The organism is Bacteroides sp. AR29 (genome assembly GCF_900217715.1).
In the GTDB taxonomy this organism is placed as follows: Bacteria; Bacteroidota; Bacteroidia; order Bacteroidales; family Bacteroidaceae; genus Bacteroides; species Bacteroides uniformis.
In genome coordinates this window covers 202899-224182 of record NZ_OBMS01000005.1, presented here as the reverse complement: position 1 = coordinate 224182, position 21284 = coordinate 202899, and the positions used below count along the sequence as shown (strand labels likewise).

Sequence of the window (21284 nt, the reverse complement as noted above, 5' to 3'; positions counted from 1 at the left end):
TATATGTGCTCTATGCAACAAAAACGGGCATTAAAAGACATTTTTCACACATCTGTTTTTCCTTTATGCAAGATACCTTTGTCAGTGAGATCATTTAAATCCTAATAGTATGAAGAAAGAACTTTTAGCAGTGGCAATGCTGTTGTTTGCCGGTGGCAATCTGTTGGCACAGCCACATGTCAATGACGGTACTTCGTATCTGATGAACCAACCTTTGGATATGAGTACTGATTTTCGTGATTTGAGTAATACCTTGTTTTTTGCAGATCATCTGGAATCATTCGACGTTAAGTCGGGTGAAGGACTGGTGAACTGGAAACGGGGGCATCTGATGCCACGTCAGGCTTTCAATACCAACGGTGCGCAACCCCGTAAAATGAGAATGCTCGATTTTCCTTTTACTGCTTATGAGAATGACCCGAACTTAAAATTTAAGATTGACTTTGTAACTCCGCGTACAGTACGTATTCGTATGCTTACTACTCCAGTGGAACCTAAGGTAAGTACATCCATTATGCTGGCGAAGGAACCGGGTAAAGATGAAAGTTGGAAGGTAACCGAAACGGAAAATACCATTGTCTATGCCGGTAATTATGGAACTGTACAAATAAACAAGAATCCTTGGAGGGTTGTATTGAAAGATAAGACAGGACGTATATTAAGTCAAACCGTTACTTTGCGTGATGCTGATTCTACGCAAGTGAAGTATACCCCTTTCAGTTTCATTAAAAGGGGAAGCGACAATGCTCGTCGTATCAATCCCGTGTTTACTCTGACTGCAGATGAGATGATTTTTGGCTGTGGCGAGTCTGCTACAGGGTTGAACAAAGTGGGGCAGAAAGTAAATCTGTTTGTTACAGACCCACAAGGTCCGGAAACAGACCAGATGTACAAGCCCATTCCTTTCTTTATGAGCAATCGGGGATATGGTATGTTCATGCATACTTCCGCACCTGTCACTTGTGATTTCGGTGCTACTTATATCGGGCTGAACAAAATGTTTATGGGCGACGAAAACTTGGATTTGTTCGTATTCTTCGGTGAGCCGAAAGACATCTTGGATGAGTACACTGATTTGGTAGGAAAACCGGGTATGCCTCCATTGTGGTCTTTTGGTACATGGATGAGCCGTATCACTTATTTCAGTGAAAAAGAAGGTTATGATGTGGCTGCTAATATCCGCAAGAATAAGTATCCGTGCGATGTTATTCATTTTGATACTGGTTGGTTTGATGTAGACTGGCAATGCGATTATAAGTTTTCTGAAAACCGTTTCCAGAATCCCCAGCAGATGCTGAAGGACCTGAAGTCGCAAGGGTTCCATGTTTGCTTGTGGCAGTTGCCCTATTTTACTCCCAAGAACCGTTATTTCCCTGAACTGATAAAGAAGGACATGTATGTAAAGAATGGTAATGGGGAACTTCCTTATGAGGATGTGGTGCTCGATTTCTCCAATCCGGAGACTGTAAAGTGGTATCAGGACAAGTTAGCCGGACTGCTGAATATCGGTGTGAGTGCCATCAAGGTTGACTTTGGCGAAGCGGCTCCGCTGAACGGTATTTATGCTTCGGGCAAAAGTGGTTGGTATGAGCACAATCTCTATCCGGTGCGCTACGACATGGCAGTATCCGAGATAACCAAGAAGCTTCATAATGAAAATATTATGTGGGCCCGTGCTGCGTGGGCCGGTTCACAACGCTATCCGTTGCATTGGGGCGGTGATGCTGCTACGACGAATACGGGTATGCTGGGTACACTCCGTGCCGGTTTGTCCTTCGGTTTGTCAGGTTTCTCTTTCTGGAGCCATGATATGGGTGGATTTGTAAAGTCTACTCCCGAAGATTTGTATTGCCGTTGGTTGCCGTTCGGTTTTCTGACTTCTCATACTCGTGCACACGGTGCACCTCCGACAGAGCCGTGGTTGTACGACAGCAAGCGTGTACAGGATGTTTTCCGCAAAAGTGCAGAGATGAAATATCGGCTGATGCCTTATGTTTATGCCCAAGCCAAGGAATGTACTGAAAAAGGCTTGCCGATGTTGAGAGCTTTGTTCGTGGAATTCCCTGATGACCCTGGAGCATGGAAGGTGGACGATGAATATCTCTTCGGTTCGCAGATTCTGGTTGCCCCCTTGCTCGAATCCGGTATAACCGGCCGCACCGTTTACCTTCCCGAAGGAAAGTGGATAGACTATCAGACGGAGAAAGTGTATGAAGGCGGATGGCACAGGATTGAAGCAGGCAGCCTGCCGATAATCATGCTGGTGCGCGACGGTTCGGTGCTTCCTCATCTGAAGTTGGCGCAGTCCACCTCTGAGATGGATTGGAGCAAGATGAGCCTGAAAGTGTATAGTGCCGATAAGAAACAGGCGGAGGGCTTGATATGCCTGCCTACAGACAACCGCATTCAGGTAGTGAAAGTGGATTGCGCAAAGGCGAAACCGCAGTTGCTGAATCAGGTTGAAGGCACTTCCCTGAGTTTCTGAACTTAATCTTTGAAAATCTATATTTAATCCACTCCTGCCGGTAGGCCGGGAAAAGAGTAAACCTTTTTTGCCACTATAGTGGCAAAGTCTTGCCATCACATTGGCAAAACTTAGCCAACGGCTTGGCAAGACCGTGCCAGCAAACTGGCAAAACTCTTATTCCCGGTATATTCCAAGCAGGGTCTTTGTTAAACCTAAGTATTTAGTATTTATGAGAAATGTGATGAAGTATTTGGGCATCATGTCAGTATCGCTGGCGTGCGCCGGACCTCTCTTTGCAACAAGCGGATATCCGTTTGCAAGTGTCGCTGTAGTGCAGCAGAGTGTAGCCACCGTAAAGGGACAAGTGGTAGATGAGAAGGGCGAACCCATTATCGGTGCCAATGTCATCGTAGAGGGTACGACGAACGGTATGATTACCGATTTGGACGGAAACTTCTCTTTGCAGTGTCCCGTAGGCTCTACGCTGAAAGCCAGTTACATCGGTTATCTGACAAGGACCGTTAAAGTAACCGGAAACATGAATGCCTTGAAGATTATCTTGAAAGAAGATGCCGAAACATTGGAAGAAGTGGTGGTGGTAGGTTATGGTACGATGAAGAAATCCGACCTGACCGGTTCCGTTACTTCTGTAAATGCAGAGGAGATGATGAAACGTAATCCGGTGAACTTGGGACAAGGTCTGCAGGGAGCTGCCGCCGGTGTTTCCGTCATCCGTTCCTCCGGTTCGCCCGACGGGGGATTCAACATCCGTATTCGTGGTGTAGCCACCGTAAACGGTAGTTCCGACCCTCTTTATGTAGTGGATGGAGTGCAGGTCGGTACTTCCATTGACTTTCTTAATCCAAACGATGTGGAGAGCATTGAAATCCTGAAAGATGCCTCTGCTACTGCCATTTATGGAACACGCGGTGCCAATGGTGTTATCATGATTACCACTAAAAACGGAAGCAAGGGCAAGGCACAAGTCAACTTCTCTGCCAACTATTCCCTTCAATTCAACAACAACAAGATAGACGTGGCCGATGCAGATCTCTTTGCCAAGGCAGTACGCGAATCTTGCCGTAACGGTTCGGTCATGACCAATCTGGCTTTTGGCGAAGAGTACATTGGCAAATTGAATAGCATCGATTGGCAAGATGAAATGTCACGTACAGCGTTGCAGCAGAACTATAATCTCTCCGCTTCGGGTGGTACGGAAGCCACGCAAGCCAACCTTTCAGTGGGATATCTGAATAATGAAGGTGTTGTCATTGAATCTTATTTCAAACGTCTGACAGCCCGTGCCAACATCACTCATAAAGTGAAAGATTTCATTCATGTGGGATTGAACTTGAACTATACACATGCCCAGCATCACTTCAGTGGCAATATGCGTAGTTATGCGCAAGCCATTCCTACGATGGACTATGTAGAGAATGGAGTCTTTTATTCTATGCCTATCGTTCTGCCCGACGGTTCATGGGGACATTATAAACAAGAGTCTGATGGTGACATCAACAAGGGGGCCGACAACCTGGTGGCTGCAGCCAAGACCAGAACCGACCAGATTTCCAAATGGGACCGTTTGGTGGCCAGTGCATTCCTGCAATTGGACATTGCAAAGGGATTGACTTTTAAAACCATCGGTAGCTACAACTATTTCACAAAAGGTTATGATGGATATACCCCTTATAATCCTCGTACATTTGGTTCGAAGGACCGTAAGGACAGTTATTCTATCAATCAGAATCAGAACTCGGAGATTGCCTTAGAATCGTTTGTCAACTATGACTGGTCGAATGCCCATCATCGTGTAAGCGCTATGGCGGGTTTCTCTATCAGCGATACGGACGGTGTCTGGTTGAATACCAGTGCCAGTGATTTCCCGGCTGACAACATTCGCCAGATTTCTTTGACAAACGACCCCAGCTCCAAGAATACAAATGGGGGACGTGACTTGAAGACCCGTTATCAATCTTATTTCGGACGTCTGACCTACAGTCTGAATGACCGTTATATACTGACGGCTACAGTACGCCGCGACGGTTCTTCCAACTTCGGTTCGGGCAACCGGTACGGTACTTTCCCTTCCGCTTCTTTGGCATGGCGCTTGTCAGAGGAGAACTTCATCAAGAATCTGAATCTTTTCAGCAACCTGAAGATACGTGCAGGTTGGGGGCAGACCGGTAATGCGGGTAGCGGAACCAGTCTTTCTGTCCCTCAGCTCTCTTCTTTGGATTGTATGTATTATGTCATGGCCGGGGGCGGCATGATGAATGCAGCCGGTATCGCACAGCAAAAGGAAATTGACACCAACCTGAAGTGGGAGACCAACGAGCAGACCAACATCGGTCTGGACATGGCCTTTATGAACAACGAGCTTTCATTCTCGGTGGACTACTTTATCCGTGACTCGAAAGATTTGCTTATTTATCGTCAGATCCGTCCTTCTACCGGTTTTACGTCTGTCTATACCAATGCCGGACATATCCGTAACAAAGGTTTTGAGGTTAGTGCTGCGTGGAATAAAAGTTTCGGTGATTGGAATGTAGGAGTACGTGTAAATGGTTCTACCTTGAAAAATGAGGCGGTAGAGGTGGGTGACCCTATTTTCTATAAAAACAACAGTTATGGTACGCAGGATGGTGATGACTGGGACAATCACTCCATCACACAGAACGGTTATGCCGTAGGTTCTTATTATGGCTGGAAAGTGGCCGGTATTTTTCAGAACCAGCAGGAGATTGATGCCTTGAATGCTCAATCGCCTACAGGCAAGTACCAGGATGGTGACACCGCTCCGGGTGACTTCAAGTATATCGACCTGAATGGCGACGGCCAGATTACAGACGAAGACCGTACGGTTATCGGTAATGGTTTCCCGACTCTTTCCTACGGTTTGAACCTTACTGCCTCTTACAAGAATTTCGACTTTTCAATGAATATGTATGGGGTAGCCGGAATGGATGTCTATTCTTACAGCGCTGCCCGTCTGACTTCTATGTATGGTCCTGACGGCGGTTACCAGAACGTTCTGGCAGAATATGTGAAGAATGCCTGGACTCTTGAGAATCCCAATGGCAAATATCCGCGTATCACCAAGGGCGACCACAATAAGAATCACCGTTCCAGTGACGCTTTCATTAAGAAAGGCGATTATTTGAAGATTTCGAACATTCAGTTTGGCTATACTTTCCCGAAGAATTTGGTAAAGCACGCGAAGATGGAGAATGCCCGCATGTTTGTCAGTGCAGACAACATATTGACGCTTTCTTCGTATAACAAATGGGGTGATCCGGAAGTCGGTTCGGACAGAGTGCTGCTGACAGGTTTCGATGGCGGACGCTATCCGTTCCCGTTATCCGTCTCTTTCGGTGTGAGTGTACAATTCTAATCTAATACTTAACAGATAAACAAATCATATTATGAGAAAAAGTTTTTACCATATATTGTTGTTGGGTGCTCTCACCTTGGGTACTACCAGTTCTTGTGATGACTATTTGGAAGTCGATCATTACGATATTCTGCCCGAAGATTTCATGTACCGGAATGAGGCAAATATAAAGTCGGGGCTTTATGGTATTTATGATACTTTTTATACCTATCAAGGCAGTGATAATAGTGGCGATGATACGACATGGGGATTTAAGCCCAATGTATTTATTGCCGGACACAGTACGATGGATTGCCAGGCGTCCGGCTGGGATGCCGAATGGCAACGTCATGCGGTATTAGCCAATAAAGGTTCGCTGGATACGGCTTGGCGTATGAGCTATAAGGGTATTGACCGTGCCAACCGTTTTCTGGCCGGATTGCAGAATGTGGACGTTTCCGTGCTTTCTGCCGAAAAGAAAGTGCAGTTTGAAGCCGAGGCGCGTGCCATTCGTGCATACAATTACTTGTATTTGTCAAAAGTCTTTGGCCCTGTCCCCATGTTGCTTACGGGTGAGACTTATACAACCAGTGCAGGAAAGGCGCGTCCTGAAAATCTGGAAGGCACTTATCAGGTTATTGAGGAAGACCTTAAGTTTGCCATGGAAAAGCTGGATTGGGAACCTGCCGATGGAGAATACGGTCGTATTACGAAAGGTTTCTGCAAGGCATTTTTGGCAGAACTCTATATGTATCAGAAGAAATTTACTGAAGCCAAGAAGGAATTGAATGACATTATTACCAGTAATACCTATGCATTGGAGCCGTGCTATGCCAATCTTCATGCCTGGGACAACCATTGGACAAAAGAATCCATTTTTGAGGTGGCTTATCATATTCACGGCAATATGAATTGGGGAGGCAACAGCCACGATGACGGCAAGATATGGTATGGCTATATGTGTGCCGCTCCCGAGTATGGCGGTTGGGGGTCCTTGGCTCTGTCTTGGGAGTATTATCGCTCTTTTGAGCAGGGAGACAAGCGCAAGGAGTATACTTGTGTAGGTACGGGTGACGTACATCCTATTACCAATGAAAAACTGGGTACCAATCCCTCTTACAGCGGATATGTACAAGGCTCTGAAAATGTACCTTGTGTATATTCACTGAAGTATTGGAGAAAGCAACCGGGTAAGGACGGGTTTGTGTATTGCCCGATTTCATTGACTTTCAAACGATATGCAGGCGTATTGCTGGATTATGCTGAATGTTGTTTCGAGACGGGTGAGGAAGCGACCGGATGGGAGATGATCAGACAAGTGCGTAATCGTGCGTGGGGTAACTTGGAAATTGGTGTACAAGCCATTGATTTCCCGCAGGCAATGTTGAATACGACAGTTGTCGATGTACCCGATGCAAAGACTGTTTATGCTGAATATAAGACGCGGAAAGGGTATACAAGTGATGTATGGAAAGTGGCTTTGACACAAGAACGCCGTCATGAGCTCAATGCAGAGTTCTCTTTATATTTTGACCTTTGCCGTATGGGGTTGGCTGAAGAATGGTTCAGATGCGAATACCCGAAAACAAAAGCCAATTCTACACCGGAGGAGTGCTGGGAAACTGGCGATTCTTTCCGTTATTTTGAGCATCAGAAATATCAGGAGATTTTCCCAATACCTACTAATGAGATTCTTAATAATCCTCTCATCAATTCGGAGGACCAGAATGAGGGATATTGATGACTCTAAAATTGTGCTAAGAATAGACAATTATATTGTTCTGTTATTCTGAACGAAGTGAAGAATCTCTTCTACAGAAAAGAGATTCTTCACTATGTTTGGGGTATGTATTCCTGAATGAGCAAATCAGATGATTAAGTGTCCACAATTTAAACTTGTAGTTAAGTATGGCAAGAAAAACATTTTGTTTCCTTCTATTTATATGTATGGGCGTGTGTGCATGTACTGTTCGGCATAATTCGTTACGGTCGACATTGTGTGCGGAAATTGTTGCCAATGTCCGGGACAGTGTACTGCCATTTTGGATGGATTATGCAGTGGCGCCTGACGGCGGTTTTTATGGGACTGTATTGCGGAATGGTACTCCGGTGGTAGATGCTCCCAGAGGAGGAGTGTTGAATGCCCGGATTCTGTGGAGTTTTTCTGCTGCATACCGTACATTTGGAGATGAATCTTATCTGAAACTTGCCAACAAGTCTCAGCGCTATTTTATCGATACATTTATTGATAAGAAGAACGGTGGGGTGTATTGGTTGGTCAACCCCGATGGTGAAGTAGTGAATGCTTCTAAGTATACTTATGCCATGACTTATGCTATTTATGGATTAGCAGAGCACTATCTGGCGACGGGTAACGACGAAAGTCTGAAAACTGCTATTAGTTTGTATCATGTCTTGGAAGAAAAAGGTCGCGAACCGCAATATGACGGTTATGTGGAATCCTTTACCGAAAATTGGGAAAAATTGGAGCAATATGATAATAACGCTCCTAAGACCATGAATGCCCATCTGCATGTGTTGGAAGCTTATACCCTTCTATATCAGTGCTGGAAAGACAATGGCTTGAAGAAAAGGCTTGAGTTTTGCGTCGATTTGTTCATGAACCGCATTTACGACCCGTCAAGGAAGCATTTCAATCTGTTCTTTGATAATGAGTGGAACAGTCTGGTCGAAATGGATTCTTACGGACATGATGTTGAGACCGGATGGTTGCTTTGTGAGGCTGCCCGTACGCTGGAAAATCAGGACTTGATAGAACAGACAAATCAGCTTGCATTGGATGTGACGGAAGCTTGTCTGGCTGAAGGAATGAGTGATAAAGGCTATATGATTTACGAGAAGAAAGGTGACAGAAAAACCAAGCATGCCTCATGGTGGGGCCAGATTGAAACGGTGATAGCTTGTGTCAATGCTTGGCAAATCAGCGGGAGTGACGTTTATCTACAATCGGTTGATACGGTCTGGACTTTTGTCAAAGACCATATGGTGGACAAGGAATACGGGGAATGGTATAGCGACTGTTTCGACGGAGAGCCTAAAAAGGAGGCTCCCAAAGTAAGTATGTGGCGTTGTCCATATCATACGGTACGCTTGGGAGTGGAAATGTATAATCGTTTAAAATAATACGTATGAAGAAATTGATAATAGGTGCGGCATCACTGATGCTTTGTGCAGGTTTGCAAGCCCAGGACTTCAAGATTAACCCGTCGGGGTATTTTGAAAACCACGGGGCCAATGTGATGGTTTTCAGTGATGTCTATCCTGAAGGACACCAAGGGGGTGTCACCTTGGTTTTGAATGGAGACCGCAGGGCCGCAGGCGGTGATGTGCGTTTCGAGATTTCGCAGGGGCAGTGGCAGGGATTGCCCAAGATGAGGAAACGGGTGGTGGATGAGGCTGCCAACGAAATCCGTGTCACACTGAGCTATCCCGACTCGGCCAAGCATATGGCGGGTTTCAATCCGATGATTTATCCGGATTTTGCTTTCGGCTATACTATTAAGGTGAAAGGGGAGAAGGACTATCTGGTATTGACCGTTGATTTGGACCGGCCGGTTCCGGAACGTTTTGCCGGGAAACTCGGTTTTAATCTGGAGTTGGTGCCTTCCACTTTGTTGGGCAAGCCTTGGATAATGGATAACCAGACGGGCGTTTTCCCTCATCAGGCGATGGGCCCCACGATGAAGCAGACCTCCAATATGGAACATATCGGAGATTTCAATCCTAAGGGGAAAGCCAGCCTGGACCAGTTGCTTCTGGACCGGAAGACTTATAATCCGATGATTGCCGATGATATTGTCTCTGCTCCTCTTGCCGCGGGAAAACAGTTTGTGCTCAATCCGCAGGATGAGTTGGCAAAGATTATGATTGAGAGTGAGAAGGGGGATTTGATGCTGTATGACGGACGGATAAACCATAATAACGGTTGGTTTGTGCTTCGTTCGGAATTTCCGGCAGGAACGAAAGGGAATGCGGTGAGATGGATTATCCGTCCCACAGTTACCAAGGAGTGGCGCTATGCACCGGTGGTACAGGCCTCTCAAGTGGGTTCTCATCCCGGACAGAAGAAAGTGGCTGTCATCGAATTGGACAAACGGGATACAGATTTCCGGCAACCTGCCCTCTACCGTATTGCGGCCGACGGCAGGAAACTGGTGAAACAGCAGGCTGCCAAGGATTGGGGAGATTTCCAGCGTTACCATTATTTGCAGTTCGACTTTACGGAAATTACGGAAGAGGGACTTTATCAGGTGATGTACGGTGATGCGGCTTCTCCGGTGTTCCGTATTGCAAAGGATGTTTGGGATAAGGGAATCTGGCAGGCGGAGGTGGAATATTTCCTACCAGTACAGATGTGTCACATGCGTGTCAACGAGAAGTATCGTGTATGGCATGACTTCTGCCACCAGGACGATGCCCGAATGGCCCAAACGAATATCAATCACATTGACGGATATAGCCAGGGACCTTCTACTCTGTGCAAATATCAGCCGGGCGATCTTGTTCCGGGATTGAACGTAGGCGGTTGGCACGATGCAGGCGATTATGACCTGCGTGTGGAGTCGCAGGCAGGTGAAGCCTATATCCTCGCTATGGCTTGTGAGAATTTCGGCGCCTACTGGGACGAGACTTCCATTGATTTCGAAAAACGGATTGTAGAGATACACCAGCCTGACGGGAAAAACGACTTGTTACAGCAAGTGGAAAACGGGGCTTTGACCGTAGTAGCCGGTTGGAAGGCATTGGGACGCCTCTATAGAGGAATTTTGTGTCCTACTGTACGGCAATATGCACACTTGGGAGATGCTTCGGCCCATACTGATCATGTCAGTGGAACGGCTGATGACCGTTGGGTGTTTACGGAAGACAATCCGGGACGTGAGTTACAGGTGGCCGCTTGGCTGGCAGGTATTTCACGCGTGCTGAAGGGACATAATGATACTCTGGCGGCAGATTGTCTGGAAATAGCCCGTGAGCTGTTTAAGATTACACGTTGTGATAACAATTGGATACTGACAACGAAAGTACATGCCGCCGTAGAGCTTTATCTGGCAACGAAGGAAGCCGGGTACCGCGATTTCGTTTTGCAGCAGCAGGATTTCATCTGCAAGAATATCCGTCAGACGGGCTGGTTCATCGGACGGTTCGACCAGGCTGTGGGCAATGTCCGTTTCAGCAAGGCTATTCGTAAGGCATTGCCGGAGTTACAGGCCATGTATCAGGAGTATAGCAGTAAAACCCCGTATGGAGTGCCACACGACAGAGGTAACCGTTCTTCCGGTTCATGGGAGCCTCAGCATTTGGGCTATAACTACTGTTATTTACATGCTGCTTATCCTGACTTATTTACACCGGACTACATTTTTAATGCCGTCCAGTATCTGCTGGGTATGCATCCGGGACGTAACCAGGCAGCTTTTGTAACGGGGGTTGGTGCCGAAACGATGAAGGCCGCCTATGGTGTCAATCGTGCTGATTGGTCTTATATCCCGGGTGGAGTTTCTCCGGGTACTAATCTGATTCGTCCCGATCTACCCGAACTGCTTCATTTTCCGTTCTTGTGGCAGGAAGGTGAGTATTGCCTGGGTGGACATGCTACGTGGTTTATGTATATGGTATTGGCGTCTAATAAAATATTGAATTGCAATGAATAGTAAAATAAAGGTAGATAAGTTTGTAATTGTAGTTTTTCTGCTCTGCATGGTTTGTAATATGACCATGCAGGCAAAAGCTTACGAGAGTTTCAAAGTATCCATTTATGTCCGTGCTTACGAGGTAGACAAGATGAAGGACATCCATTGGCTGGATTCTACCTGGAATGTGATTTCACAACAGTTGGAAGTGGACAAGATTTATCTGGAAACACACCGGGACTTGCTGGTTGTGGAGGATGCCACTCTGGAGCAGGCAAAGAAATTCTTTCATGACCGGGGTATAGAGACAGCTGGAGGTATTACCTATACCATCAACGAGGCAAACAGTTTCGAGACATTCTGCTATTCCAATCCCGAACACCGCAAGATGGTGCAAAAGATTGCGGAACACACGGCGAAACACTTTGATGAGTTTATTCTGGATGATTTCTTCTTCACCAGCTGCAAGTCCGACATAGAAATAAAGGCAAAAGGAATGCAGAGCTGGACGGACTACCGCTTGAAGCTGATGACCGAGGCCGGTCGTGACCTCGTGCTGAAACCTGCCAAGAAAGTGAATCCTCAGATAAAGGTGATTATCAAATATCCCAACTGGTATGATCACTTTCAAGGTTTGGGATTTAATTTGGAGGAAGGTCCCCAGCTCTTTGACGGTATCTGGACCGGTACTGAAACAAGGGACCCGGCAGGTAATCAGCATTTGCAGAACTATCTGAGTTATAATATTATCCGTTATTTCGATAACCTGCGTCCGGGTTATAACGGTGGGGGATGGGTCGATGTAGGTGGACTGAACATGGGTATGGACCGGTATGCCGAACAGCTTCATTTGACCATGCTTGCCAAGGCTCCCGAGATTATTCTATTTGCCTATCACCAGCTTCTGGATGTGAAGTTGTCTCCTAAATACCGTACTCCCTGGCAGGGAATGGGTACCAGCTTTAACTATGATGAGGTGACTGCTCCCATCCGGTTGGAAGACGGCTCTTTGGTAGAACCTACCACGATGGCCCGTATAGCCGGTGTTGTGCTGAAACAGACGGATAAGTTGATTCATAAGCTGGGGAATCCGGTGGGTATAAAATCCTACAAGCCTTTTCATACCGCCGGTGATGATTTCCTTCAGAACTATTTGGGCATGATAGGTTTGCCGATGGATATGCGTCCTGTTTTTCCGGAAGACCAGCAAGTGGTTCTGCTGACTGCACAAGCTGCACAGGATACGGAAATTATGGCTAAAATCAAGAGACAACTGCAAAGCGGGCGTGATGTGGTGGTTACGAGCAGTTTGCTGAAAGCCATTCCTGAGAAGCTTACAGAGGTAGCCGAGTTGCGTTGTACTGATTTGAAGGCTCTTGTCAATGATTTCGGCCGTTACGGGCAGTCCGGACGTGACCTGTTGATTCCGCAGGTGCAGTATTATACGAATGATGCTTGGGAGATGGTCAGTGCCGGTCGTCCGCTGACGGGTGGAGTTTCGGGCTATCCTATTCTGTTGAGAGCCCCGTATGCTACCGGTAATCTGTATGTTCTTACCATTCCCGACGATATGGGCAATCTGTATGATTTTCCGGCCAATGCCTTGAATGAAATTCGTCGCATTATGAGTAAGGACATAGGAGTCTGTCTGGAAGCTCCCTCCAAAGTAGGCCTGTTTGTATATGACAATAAAACGCTGGTGGTAGAGAACTTCAATGACGAACCGGTAGAGGTGCGTATCGTGACCGGTGATAAGGTGATGAAGCTGGAAAGCTTGGAGGATGGGACTGTTTTGGGTCCTCTTCCTGCCGGACCGGTGATACAGACCAGACGTCCGGTTACGCCTAAGAATTCTTTCCGTTTATTACTGTTGCCCCATTCATATAAGGCATTCCGATATAAATAATGGGTAAGAAGATTGCCGGGTGACTATTTGAAAGAGCAAGGAGGCTGGTTTACTGTAAAACCAACCTCCTTTGCTTATTCATGAGCATGCTTATGCTCTCCCAGTATTCTGTGTGGCAGTGTTCCGTGTCCCAATAACTCTATCGGGCAGTTGAAGTTCCGTTCCAGCCACTCCTCCGTGACACCGGTGTCGGGGTGGTAATCCAGCGTTTCGTTGACGCAAGCGATAGACTTGACTTGCTGCAATACCGTACCGATGTCATGGCTGACGAGGATGATGGCACATTCTTCATTGATTTCTGTCAGTAGTTCGTAGAGGCGGGCTTCAAAACGCTTGTCAATGTAGGTACTGGGCTCATCAAGAATCACGACCTGTGGGTCGGAGATGATGGCACGTCCCAGCAAGGCGCGTTGCAACTGTCCGCCGCTCAAGGCACCTATGGCGCGTTGTTCCATGCCTTCCAGTCCCATGCGGGCTATCACATGGCGGGCCTTTTCCCGGTGTCGGGTATTGAAGCGCGAAGCAAGTGGCTTTTGGCTGCTGAGGCCTGAAAGGATGACTTCTTCTACTGTAATGGGAAACTTCCGGTCGATGCTGCTGTACTGGGGCAGATACCCCATGGATAATCGAGTGTTGAGGGGTAGGCATTGAGAACCGGCTACTTCGGGTGACGGGGAATCGGTATGATAAAGTATCTCTCCGGCAGTGGGCTTCAGCAGTCCCAGGATGCACTTGATAAGTGTGGTCTTTCCTCCACCGTTGGGGCCGATGATACCCAGAAAATCACGTTCGTAGATAGTCAGGTTTATATCATGCAGTACGGTCCGGTTATCGTATCCGGCGCTGAGGTTCTTTATCTCTATAATGGGGGATGCAGGCATAGCTTCTTCTTCGTTAAATGGACAGAATCATCGTTTACTCTTTTACAAGCGCTCTGGCCGTATTCATCATCTCCTCCTCCCAGTCGTATGAGAGGGGATTGATAGCCACCACCCGGGTTCCGGTCTGCTGGGCGATAAGGTCGGCATTGCGGCGGTCGAATTCCGGCTGTACAAAGATGACGCGTACCTTCTCCTTCTTGCAGGAGTTTATCAGGTTCTTCAGATGGGTGGGAGAGGGTTCCTTTCCACCGGCTTCGATAGGAATCTGGTGCAGGTTGTAGTCGCGGGCAAAGTAGGAAAGTGCCGGATGATAAATCATGAAGGCACGGTCGGCATTCGGGCTGGAAAGCATCTGGCAGATGAGGCTGTCTGTATGCTCTATCCGCCGGATGAGTGCGTTGTAACGTTCCATGTAGGCGTTTTCATTGGCTTTGTCTATGGCGCAGAGTGCATTCAGAATATTTCCGGCAATGATTTGGGCGTTGATGGTGGAATTCCAGATGTGGGGTTCCACACCACCGGCGTGCGTATGGCCTTCGTGTACATGCCCGTCTTTATGATGATGTGCATGGGTATCGTCCAGAATAAGTTCCACATTCTCGGACATATCGAAGAATTGCAGGTGGGGAGCATTGTCCGTCAGTTTTTCCGTCCATGTCTGCTCGAAACCGATGTAGCCGATGCGGAAATAGGCCTTGCTTTGGGCAAGGTCGACAAGCTGCTGGGGCGTGGGGTCGTAGGTTTCCGGACTTGAACCTTTGGGCACCATGCTGACGACGGTGAATTCATCGCCGGCAATGGCTTCGGTGAAATACCGCAGCGGCTCGATGGTGACGGTAATCACGGGTTTATCGTCATTCTTCTTGTTCTGTTGGCCTCCTTGCTTGCACGAGAAGAGCAAGGTGGCTATGAGGAGTAAAAAACAAAACTTTTTCATTTACAATTTACTATTTACAATTTACAATTTGGCTGCGCTGTGGCAGGGGGCATCAACTATTCATTATCAACTATTCCTTATCCATTATCACTTCCTCTTTCCTTCCCCTCAGTATCTCCCGTTTCCCTCCGGGGGGGCCTGGAAGACGCTCTACCTTGAATCCTACGGCTTGCAGCATGCGGCGTACTACTCCTTTGGCGCAGTAGGTGGTCAGCACGCCATCAGTGCTCATGGCGGCATGGATATTCCGGAAGACTTTTTCCTCCCACATTCCCGGTTGCTTTTCGGGTGCAAAAGCATCGAAGTAGACAACGTCGAACGGAGATTTATTAATCATTAACAAACTGTCAATGCTTATTGTTTCGACATCTGCCCGCACTTTTCTCAGTGTGAAATAAGGAGTTATGGCAACTTCTTCTTCCCACGCAGCCCGATGCAGTTCCTCGAACAGAGGATTGTCGCTATATTTTAGCGCATCCACCTCCGGCCATGCAAGCGGATAGAGTTCGATACCGGTATAGTGCACAGGTCTCTTTTCCTTTTCGGCAGTTTCCAGTGTAAGCAGGGCATTCAGCCCGGTGCCGAAACCGATTTCAAGGATATGCGGGCGGGCAGTAGCGGATGCTTTCAGTCCCATGTCGATGAAGATGTGCTGTGACTCTGTACGTGCCCCCTTTACCGAATGATAATGTTCATTCAGTTCCGGTACAAACAGTGTCGCACTTCCGTCTTCCGTCTTCTCTATGATTCGTTGCATCACTTCTGCTTTTGTTGAATGTTTTTATTTAGTTTAATTCTCTGTGATTCAGCGTGTTGTTGCGCCTATATATCCAGTGTGCTGCATCTATACATCCAGTACGTTGCATCTATACATCCAACGCGTTGTATCTATACATCTATTGCTCAAACTCACTACATGTCAATAATTCATCATCGAAATGGCTCCTTGCAGTGCCCACAGCATAGCTATGTAGCGCACCAGTTTCCCTGCAAACATGGACGTGGTGGTCAGCATCAGATTACTGCGCATGAAGCCCAGTGCAATGGCTATAGCCTCTCCCACAAAAGGCAGAAAGGCGAAGAAAGCCATCAGTGCCCCTTTCCCTTGGAGGAAATGCTGCATCCGTTCTATCTTTTCCCTTTTTACCTTGAAATATTTCTCAATCCAGTCTATACGTCCCAGACGTCCCATGTAGTAGCACGTCATGCCTCCCAGCGTATTTCCCAAGGTGGCGGAGAGTACGCACAGTGCCGGGCTCAGACCGACCTTGACCAGTGCTACCATCACTATCTCGGAACTGAACGGAATGATGCTTCCTGCCAATAGGGCAGAGATGAACAGACCGACATATCCCCAGTCAATCAGCAGCTGTACGAGTGTATCTACAAAAGCGTCCATATGTTGAATCCTAATAGAATGAATAATCCGATAAATGCACAAATGAAGAATATATTGGAACCGCGGCTATTTGTCAGTACAAACAAGTGTCCCGCCAGGATGCTGACACCGATGAGCAGAAAGGACATCAGGTGGACACTCAATACCGGTTGCAGTCCGATATAGACAAAGATGCAGAAATTCAGCAGGATGAGGAAGTGTAGATAGCTCCGGGTGCGTATCTTGTCTTCATAGCCGGCAATGAGACAGTGTGCCGCGCTGACGATGAACAGAACAAGGAGATACCCGAGGGTGGCGAGTTCCCACGGCTGATAGTCGAACCGGGTGGGAGCGAAGGTCACCAGCTCGCGGAAGGGCTGGCAGAAGAGTTCCATTTGCCCGTAGTAGAGGGCGTGTCCCAGCAACAGCCAGTAGGGTACGCTCCATCCTACCAAGGAAGCGAAGAAACTTTTGGGTTGGAGAGACTGGAAGTTGTAGGCACCTATCCAGAAGATGGGGACAAACAGCATGAGCTGCGGAAAAAGCAGGCTGCCCAGTCCGATGAAGACAAAGGCGTGGAAGAGACTGCCTGTGGGCCGTGCCTGCTGGTAGCTCTTGAAGAGGAAAAACAGTGCCACCAGGAAGGAGGCGGCTGCCAAGTCTCCCGCATACAGCATGTGTAGGCTGGGGCAGACGGATATCAGCAGGAAGTAGACAGAAGTCTGTACCGATGCCCGCATCCGGATGATGGCGAACGTATTGTTGAGCTGTATTAGGAAGTACCCGATGACGGCATACAGAATAAAGCTGAAGAGACGGTTTGCCCAGGTGGGGATGCAGAAGTCGCAGAATGTTTCCCAAAGGGAATATCCGCTTTGCTGTGTCTCCGTCTCGGGCAACAGAACAGCGGTCAGTATCCAGCAGGATACTGAAATCAGGATAGCGGTGGGTAGTGTGAACCGCCCTGCCGTTATCCGGTTCTGGAATCTCTTCGTTCTCATTTATAAGTCAAATCCGATGTCGCGACGGAAATATTTCTTCTCGAAGTTTATCATGTCGGCCACGCGGTAGCTCTTCTGCAAGGCTTCTTCCTTTGTTTCACCATAGGAGCAGACGGCGATGACACGGCCACCGGCAGTTACGGTCTGTCCGTCTTTGGTGGCTGTTCCGGCATGGAAGAGGATGCTGTCTGTTTCGGCAGCCTTCTCGAATCCGGTCATCACCTTGCCCTTTTCGTAGGCTTCCGGATATCCTCCGCTCACCAGCATGACGCAAGCGGCTGTGCGAGGGTCGAATTCCAGTGTACGCTGGTCGAGGTCGCCCTGGGCAACGCCTTCGAGTAGGTCTACCAGGTCGCTCTTGATACGCAGCATTACACTTTCGGTTTCGGGGTCGCCCATGCGGACGTTGTATTCAATTACCATCGGTTCGCCCTTCACGTTGATAAGTCCCAGGAAGATGAAGCCTTGGTAGCCGATTTCTTCTTCCAGCAGACCGTTTACGGTAGGTTCGATGATGCGGGTGCGTACTTTTTCCATAAATGTTTCGTCGGCAAAAGGTACGGGAGTAACGCTGCCCATACCGCCGGTGTTGAGGCCTTTGTCGCCTTCGCCGATACGCTTGTAATCTTTGGCTACGGGCAATACCTTATAGTGGCGGCCGTCTGTCATCACGAATACGGAACATTCGATGCCGCTGAGGAACTCTTCAATGACTACCGTGGCGCTGGCATCGCCGAACATGCCGTCCAGCATTTCCTTCAGCTCTTTCTGAGCTTCTTCCAGTGTGGGGAGAATCAGCACGCCCTTGCCTGCACACAGTCCGTCGGCCTTCAGTACGTAAGGCGCTTCGAGGGAAGCGAGGAAGTCGAGTCCCTCCTGCAAGTTGTCGGCGGTGATGCTCTTGTAGCGGGCAGTGGGGATGTTGTGGCGCATCATGAAGCCTTTGGCAAATTCCTTGCTACCTTCCAGTGTAGCACCTTTGGCGGTGGGGCCGATGATGTCGATATGGCAGGTGGCAGGGTCTTCCTTGAAGCTGTCGAAGATGCCTTGTACCAACGGGTCTTCGGGACCCACAACAATCATGTCGATTTCTTTCTCAAGGGCAAAGGCCTTGAGTGTGGGAAAGTCTGTCGCCTTCAGGTTCACATTCTCGCCTGCTTCGCTTGTACCTGCATTGCCGGGCGCAATATATAGTTTCTCTACTTTCGGGCTTTGGGCAATCTTCCATGCCAGAGCGTGTTCGCGGCCACCGGAGCCTAATAATAATACTTTCATGGGTTCATTTACAATTTACAATGTACAATTTGTCTGTGCTGTGGGGCATCAGGTAAGTTGTACAGATTGTTATACTTAATGATTTATTCTCTCTTTTATTCTCTTCTTTCTTCTACCATCTACTCCCTATTTGCACGCCCGCACTGCATAGCAAATTGTACATTGTATATGGTACATTGTACATTAAAGATATTCTTCAAAATATCTTGTTATCTTCTCGTGCAGATGCACACGGTCGCGTCCCAGGACGTTGTGCTTGTGCGTGGGATAGATAAACAAATCGGGATAGGTACGGGCATCCACGCACGCCTTCATGAATGAAAGGGTGTGCTGCGGCACGCAGGTGTCGTCGTGGTCGTCGTGTATGATGAGCAGATGTCCTTTCAAGTTACCGGCAAGGTTTTTCAGATTTGTCTGCTTGTAGCCTTCCGGGTTCGCTTGCGGAGTGTCCATATAGCGCTCACCGTACATTATCTCGTAGTATCCCCAGTCGATAACCGGTCCGCCGGCAACGCCTACCTTGAAAATTTCGGGATAGCGCAGCATCAGCGCCGTAGTCATGTGTCCTCCGAAGCTCCAGCCGTGCACGCCGATACGCTCTCCGTCCACATAAGGCTGGCTTTTCAGGAATTCTACGCCCTTCACCTGGTCTTTGCCCTCTTCGATGCCCAGCTGGCGGAAGGTGGCGTTTTCAAACTCCAGTCCACGGTTGCTGCTGCCACGGTTGTCGAGGCTGAACATGATGTAGCCTTTGTTTGCCATGTAGATGTCCCAGCCGCGGGCATCGTTCATCCAGCCGTTCGTTATCATCTGGGCGTGCGGGCCGCCGTATACGTAGACGATGGCGGGATACTTCTTTGCCGGGTCGAAGTCGGCAGGCTTTATCAGGCGGTAGTACAAGTCTGTCTTGCCGTCGGCGGCTTTGATGGTGCCTACTTCTATGCTGGGCATTTCAAAGCCTTCGTAGGGGTTCTTGGCTGTCAGCAGTGTGTGTTCCCGTTGTTTTTTCGGGTTGGTGGACATCAGTTTTATGATACGGGGGCAAGTGGGCGAAGAGGCATTGTCGATGAGGTAAGTTCCCATGAAACCGGAGATTTGTGCCGAGTGCATGCCGGTTGGGTCTCCTATCAAGCTGCGTTTGCCATTCTTCAGGTTGACAGCGTAAAGGTTGCTCTGCAAAGGAGAGATTTCCGTACTCTTGATGATGAGCTCTTTCGTGTTCCGGTTAAAACCTACGATGTCTTGTACAAGCCAGGGGCCGGAGGTGAGTTGCTTCAGCAGTTCCCCTTCCGTATTGTATAGGTACAGATGGTTGAAGCCGTCACGCTGGCTTTGATAGATGAACTTGTGGCTGTCCCATGGCAGGAATAGAATGGGAGATTGCGGCTCCACATATTTGGGATGTCTCTCTTCGATGAGCACTTGTTGCAGCTTTCCGCTTTCAGCATCGTACCGGCACAGTTTGGAGTGGTTTTGGTCTCGGTTTAGCTCTATCAGATAGAGGCTTTTGCCATCCGGTGCCCAGGTGATGTTGGTGAAGTAGCGGTCTTTTGGGTCGCCCATGTCCAGATAGATGGTCTTTTGAGTAGCAGGATTGTAGATACCTACCTTTACCTGATGGCTGAGCATGCCGGCCATGGGGTAGCGTATTTTATCCACCAGTGCTATTCTTGTCGTGATGTCAACCAATGGATAGGGGGTGACCATGCTTTCGTTCATTCGATAAAAGGCCAGCAGGTCCCCGGCAGGATTCCAGAAAGTGCCTTTTGAAATGCCGAATTCATTGCGGTGCACACTTTGTCCGCAGACGATACCTTCCGGTTCGTTGGTGACTTTCAGGGTTTGCCCGTCACCGGTCATCACATAGAGATTATTGCCGATAGTATAAGCCAAATGGCGGCTTACCTCGTTCCAATCCTCATTTGCGGCTTGGGCGGGGCAAGGCTGGCTCCAGATGACTTTTTTCTTCTTCCAGTCGACGAGGGCACGGTACTTGCCGGTGTTCAGCAGCAGGAGTGGGTCTATTTGGACTTGAATACCCAGATTGACGCCTCGGGGTACGTTGACAGCCTTTGCAGCATGAAAGTGACGCAGTTTTCCAAGTCCTTTTTCTTCCAGCAGCGCGTTGGCTTCTTCCAATGTGATGGCAGTGAATTTCTCTCCGGGCTTGGCACCTAATCCTTTGACAGCCCATGTACCTTCTATATTGTCGATGCCAAGTTCCAGACAAGCGGCATCGCCCCACCACTGGTACGATTTGTTTTCCGGTTTGTGGTAGGTCTCACCTCCGGGAATCAGATCTTCCAGGGTCGGCTTTTTTAGTTCTTGTGCCATAGCGTTTGTTGCAAGCAGAGCAGGTACTGTTATCAGCAGTGCAAGAATGCTCTTACTTATTTTCTTTGCATTCATTCT

13 protein-coding genes are annotated in these 21284 nt (G+C 48.2%); 6 read left to right on the top strand and 7 right to left on the bottom strand.

Annotated features, from left to right (window positions below):
- Nucleotides 1–109: 109 nt before the first annotated feature.
- The 6 genes from CSD97_RS05005 to CSD97_RS04980 all read left to right on the top strand — a co-directional run bounded on the left by CSD97_RS05005 (nt 110) and on the right by CSD97_RS04980 (nt 13400).
- Nucleotides 110–2485 carry an alpha-xylosidase gene (locus CSD97_RS05005; protein ID WP_057098009.1) on the top strand — a complete coding sequence of 792 codons (2376 nt, stop codon included), beginning with the start codon at nt 110–112 and terminating at the stop codon, nt 2483–2485.
- Between the two features lie 211 nt (nt 2486–2696).
- Nucleotides 2697–5861, top strand: coding sequence for a TonB-dependent receptor (locus CSD97_RS05000; protein ID WP_016272268.1), 3165 nt, complete (start codon nt 2697–2699; stop codon nt 5859–5861).
- A 31-nt stretch (nt 5862–5892) separates the two neighbouring features.
- Nucleotides 5893–7581 carry a RagB/SusD family nutrient uptake outer membrane protein gene (locus CSD97_RS04995; RefSeq protein ID WP_016272269.1) on the top strand — a complete coding sequence of 563 codons (1689 nt, stop codon included), beginning with the start codon at nt 5893–5895 and terminating at the stop codon, nt 7579–7581.
- Nucleotides 7582–7886: 305 nt separating this feature from the next.
- Nucleotides 7887–8984 (top strand): AGE family epimerase/isomerase, encoded by a 1098-nt coding sequence (locus tag CSD97_RS04990; RefSeq protein ID WP_227980093.1) that lies wholly within the window; start codon nt 7887–7889, stop codon nt 8982–8984.
- Between the two features lie 5 nt (nt 8985–8989).
- On the top strand, nt 8990–11515 hold the full coding sequence (locus CSD97_RS04985) for a glycoside hydrolase family 9 protein (protein WP_098032024.1): 2526 nt from the start codon (nt 8990–8992) through the stop codon (nt 11513–11515).
- Complete coding sequence (locus tag CSD97_RS04980) at nt 11508–13400, top strand: hypothetical protein (protein ID WP_098032023.1); 1893 nt, start codon at nt 11508–11510, stop codon at nt 13398–13400. The genes CSD97_RS04985 and CSD97_RS04980 overlap by 8 nt, the downstream gene beginning before the upstream one ends.
- Before the next feature lie 74 nt (nt 13401–13474).
- On the opposite strand, the gene CSD97_RS04975 is transcribed toward CSD97_RS04980, so the two are convergent.
- The 7 genes from CSD97_RS04975 to CSD97_RS04945 form a co-directional block, all read right to left on the bottom strand.
- On the bottom strand, nt 13475–14281 hold the full coding sequence (locus tag CSD97_RS04975) for a metal ABC transporter ATP-binding protein (RefSeq protein WP_098032022.1): 807 nt from the start codon (nt 14279–14281) through the stop codon (nt 13475–13477).
- A gap of 34 nt (nt 14282–14315) precedes the next feature.
- Nucleotides 14316–15218 carry a zinc ABC transporter substrate-binding protein gene (locus CSD97_RS04970; RefSeq protein WP_022400951.1) on the bottom strand — a complete coding sequence of 301 codons (903 nt, stop codon included), beginning with the start codon at nt 15216–15218 and terminating at the stop codon, nt 14316–14318.
- Between the two features lie 70 nt (nt 15219–15288).
- Entirely contained in the window at nt 15289–15975 is a 687-nt protein-coding gene (gene mnmD, locus CSD97_RS04965; protein ID WP_016272274.1) for a tRNA (5-methylaminomethyl-2-thiouridine)(34)-methyltransferase MnmD, read from the bottom strand.
- A 162-nt stretch (nt 15976–16137) separates the two neighbouring features.
- Entirely contained in the window at nt 16138–16617 is a 480-nt protein-coding gene (locus tag CSD97_RS04960; RefSeq protein ID WP_005830979.1) for a YqaA family protein, read from the bottom strand.
- The gene (locus CSD97_RS04955) at nt 16602–17597 is read right to left on the bottom strand and encodes a hypothetical protein (RefSeq protein ID WP_098032021.1); all 996 of its coding nucleotides are present in this window, start codon (nt 17595–17597) and stop codon (nt 16602–16604) included. The genes CSD97_RS04960 and CSD97_RS04955 overlap by 16 nt, the downstream gene beginning before the upstream one ends.
- A complete protein-coding gene (purD, locus tag CSD97_RS04950) occupies nt 17598–18872 on the bottom strand; it encodes a phosphoribosylamine--glycine ligase (protein WP_098032020.1) in 1275 nt (424 codons plus the stop codon).
- 183 nt (nt 18873–19055) lie between these two features.
- A complete protein-coding gene (locus CSD97_RS04945; protein ID WP_009037569.1) occupies nt 19056–21281 on the bottom strand; it encodes a DPP IV N-terminal domain-containing protein in 2226 nt (741 codons plus the stop codon).
- Nucleotides 21282–21284: the final 3 nt, after the last annotated feature.